Source organism: Neobacillus drentensis NBRC 102427, from assembly GCF_001591445.1.
Lineage (GTDB): Bacteria > Bacillota > Bacilli > Bacillales > Cytobacillaceae > Neobacillus > Neobacillus drentensis.
Map to the genome: position 1 here is coordinate 1 of NZ_BCUX01000131.1, position 1,633 is coordinate 1,633.

The 1,633-nt window shown below is 38.0% G+C and carries 1 protein-coding gene; it reads right to left on the minus strand.

Annotated elements, in window-relative coordinates; translation table 11 throughout:
• Positions 1–166: 166 nt before the first annotated feature.
• Entirely contained in the window at positions 167–1,390 is a 1,224-nt protein-coding gene (locus BDR01S_RS24490; RefSeq protein WP_066258285.1) for an IS110 family RNA-guided transposase, read from the minus strand.
• Positions 1,391–1,633: the final 243 nt, after the last annotated feature.

Sequence of the window (1,633 nt, forward strand, 5' to 3'; positions counted from 1 at the left end):
TCTTACGATTAGTCAAGTCTATTTAATTAAATTCTTTTATGTTTATTTTAAGATGTAGTTGGGAGGGGTACCCCTCCCAACTACATCTTAATTTTCGCATGACGAAAAGACCTCACGATTTTCTTTTTTTCGAAAGGTCAGTGTGCTATAGTAAATATAAATTTGGTTACGATTTCTGAGCTGGTAGTGCGGACTCATAATCGTAAAGTATACCGTGTGTCAGTAACTGGAACGTCACTTTCAGAAACTTATTGATACACGCCACAATCGCGACCTTATGAGGCTTTCTCTGAGGTTGCGTTTTTAATTTGTAATAATAATCCACTAAATGATTGGGTTTTCCTTTTGCCATAAGCATCGCACAGATCATAAAAAATAAAATCTTCCGTAGCTTTTTATTGCCTCGTTTATTGATACGATCACTGTATTGCGTATTGCCAGATTGATAGCGCATAATATCGATACCAACGTAAGCGTTCAGTTGTTTCGCGTTTTTAAAACGGCGAATATCGCCTAGCTCGCCAATAAGTCGGCACGCTGTTGTATCTCCGATACCTGGAAATGAGCGTAATACCGTATATTCTTTTCTTTCTTCAGACATCGCCACCATTTGTTTCACAAGCTGGTCTTTCTTCTCCATTACATCTGCAATACGCCGTGCATAATCGCGTACTTGATCGCAACGAATGTCTGTTGGTTCAATCGCAGGATATGAATTTTCTGCAGCTTCTAATAATACAATGGCTTTTTTCTCTGCACGTTCTAGTGATAGATGCTTACGTGTATTACTTTTCAAGCGATTTTTAATGATGGTCTTTGAATGAGCCATTAAAAGTGCAGGATGTGGATACAACTGGACAATATTTAAAAATAGTGCTGAACTCGGTGTAATAAGTCGTTCCAACTCTGGAAATGAAATATGTAAAATGGCATGCATACGATTGCGTAAAAGAATGATTTCTTCATCCATCTCGTCATAATAACGTGTAATGGCTCGCATTTGTTCATAGTAATTGTCTTGCACATACGTCGTTTCGCGTTCCATTTTAAAGTGGGTTTTCGCTAACTCATGTGCATCACTCATGTCGGTTTTATGACGACGCATGGAAGCCATTTGTAGGTTCGCTTCAAGAGGATTCATACGACAGTATGTATGGCCATAATCACGTAGAAACTTTTCAACTGGTTTTGAATAGACTCCTGTCGCTTCAAATACGATTTCAGGGGCTTGTCCATCAAGCACTGCTATTTCCTCAATGCGTTGATGTAGCTGTTCAAAATCAACACTTGTATGTTCTAACTCGCCTTCAAATTCACATTGTTTATAGCCATCATAAATAGCGATGGTACTTTTCCCTTTACTAACATCAAGTGCGATAACATGTTTCATATAAATATTCTCCTTTTATAACCAATCATAGAAGTCTTCACAGTGCCTTATCGATTCCATTTTCTTATACACGATCTCTAGGACCCAACATACTAAACTGATTCAAACAAGGGTGTGAAGTTGGTCTGTTTTAAATTCGGACTCTTACATGGTCCCATAAGCGGATCGACCTTTCTTCACTTCTACTATAAAAAAATAGTAGCACAAACCATGGCCTTGGTTTGTACTACTAATGTTAGTATG